Source organism: Pseudomonas sp. YuFO20 (genome assembly GCF_035064975.1).
Lineage (GTDB): Bacteria > Pseudomonadota > Gammaproteobacteria > Pseudomonadales > Pseudomonadaceae > Aquipseudomonas > Aquipseudomonas putida_AE.
Genome location: NZ_JAXDEO010000140.1, coordinates 1 through 1,639, shown reverse-complemented (window position 1 = coordinate 1,639; position 1,639 = coordinate 1). Strand labels below are relative to the sequence as shown.

At 44.2% G+C, this 1,639-nt stretch carries 2 protein-coding genes and 1 pseudogene; 2 read left to right on the top strand and 1 reads right to left on the bottom strand.

All coding sequences use genetic code 11. From position 1 onward, the window contains the following. Window positions 1–152: pseudogene (locus SOP85_RS30950) on the top strand (EscU/YscU/HrcU family type III secretion system export apparatus switch protein); the annotation flags it as partial. 27 nt (window positions 153–179) lie between these two features. On the opposite strand, the gene SOP85_RS30945 reads toward SOP85_RS30950, so the two are convergent. Continuing rightward, window positions 180–1,100: an EamA family transporter gene (locus SOP85_RS30945; protein ID WP_323629396.1), complete on the bottom strand. Its 921-nt coding sequence runs from the start codon at window positions 1,098–1,100 to the stop codon at window positions 180–182. A 434-nt stretch (window positions 1,101–1,534) separates the two neighbouring features. Between SOP85_RS30945 and SOP85_RS30940 the strand changes: the two genes are divergently transcribed. Beyond that, window positions 1,535–1,639 (top strand): EscU/YscU/HrcU family type III secretion system export apparatus switch protein (locus SOP85_RS30940; protein WP_323629397.1); only part of this gene is annotated, 105 nt, incomplete at its 3' end.

Below are 1,639 nucleotides of genomic sequence, written 5' to 3'. Positions count from 1 at the left end.
AGTTGGGGGACAGTATTCCGCAGGAGCTTTATCTGACGATTGCCGAGATCATTGCGTTTGCGTGGAATTTGAAGGGGAAGTTTCCGGAGGGGCAGGATCCAGCTACTGAAGTGATGGAGAAGGATGTGACGGATTGCGGAGATGATTACTGATCAAAAGGATAATCGCGACAGGGCCATCTACAGACCATTTCGCCCCCATTTTTTGTCAACAAAAAATTTAATTAGAACAGGCTCAAGCACAACCAGTAACAACGCATTCAATACAGCTAAAAGTACTAGTAGTATAACTGGAGAAAGTGCCTGTTTATAAATAACGGTCGCGACGAAAAACTGCGTAACCGGCAGGACAAACTGCAACAACCCCATAGATGTAATAGTAAGACGTTTAGCTGAGAACGAAAATAAAGCCAACGGAGCAACTGACACCACACCACAACAAAAAAGGAGCAGCGTACGCAACAACCCAAAATCAGCGGGAATTGCAATACTTACACCTGAATAAAATAAAACAAAAGTGCAAAACAAAGCAAGCACTGAAGACTCCAATAACAAACCACTAAATACATTCAAGGATGTCATTTTCTTCAAGCAAGAATAGATACCCCAGGAAGTACCGATTGACAAGTATACACTCACTTCGAGATCATCACTCAACACCAACAACCAGAATACGCTGACCACCATAATTACCAAAGCCAAAGCTTTGCACCGCGTGACGACTTCTTTATAGACGACGACCCCAACCACGATACTAAAAATTGGCGCAATTAAATAACCTAAGCTGCTTTCCAGGACACGACCATGAATTGACGCCCATATGAATGCCGCCCAGTTGATAGCTATCAATAACGCTGCCAGCGAATGTAAAAACACCGACCTAACAGAAAGCTGCGCTAGAAGCGGCACTAGTCCTCGACAAGCGCAAACCACTAGAACAACAATCAACAAAGAAAGGTAAATCCTGTAACTGACCAACGCAACTGCGCTCAAAGAGCCGATATATTTCCAAAAAACAGTAGAAAAACCCAGCAGCACATTTGCAAGAATGCCATTGAGTGACCCGATAAAAAAATATCGTTTTTCGCTTGAAAGCAGCATACGATTATGTTTTCCAAAAGGTTAATTCATCTATCTCATAAGACCAGATTATCCGGCCACCTCTTGTACATTACAGTACGCATCTCCCCTCCTTTTCCAACTCGATATTTCTTCAACAAGTAGGTCTTGTACCCGGACCCCTTAAACATTGATTTACGCCGACTTTCCACTCGACGGAACGAACTTAATAATCCGCGCCTCAATCTGTCAATTCAAAACTGACAACGCAACAGAAACTCAACACATACAAGCCGTTCACATACGACCAAACTTGTAGGAAAAGTCACACTTCACCATGTAGGACTGAAATAGACCACAACCGTTTAAGTGGGCCTTCTTAGAAGTAGGACGTAGTTGCTTTGAGAATGGAGCAAAGAGAATTATTCTGTAACACTCAAAGTGCCAAATCCTTCTTCAAATATCGTGGCGACCTTGTGAATGGCACCCACGCCCCGACCCTCACCGCCAAGGGCGACGAAGAACTGGCCGAAGAAATCCTGCGCATCGCCCGCGACTGCGAAGTGCCGATCTATGAGAAC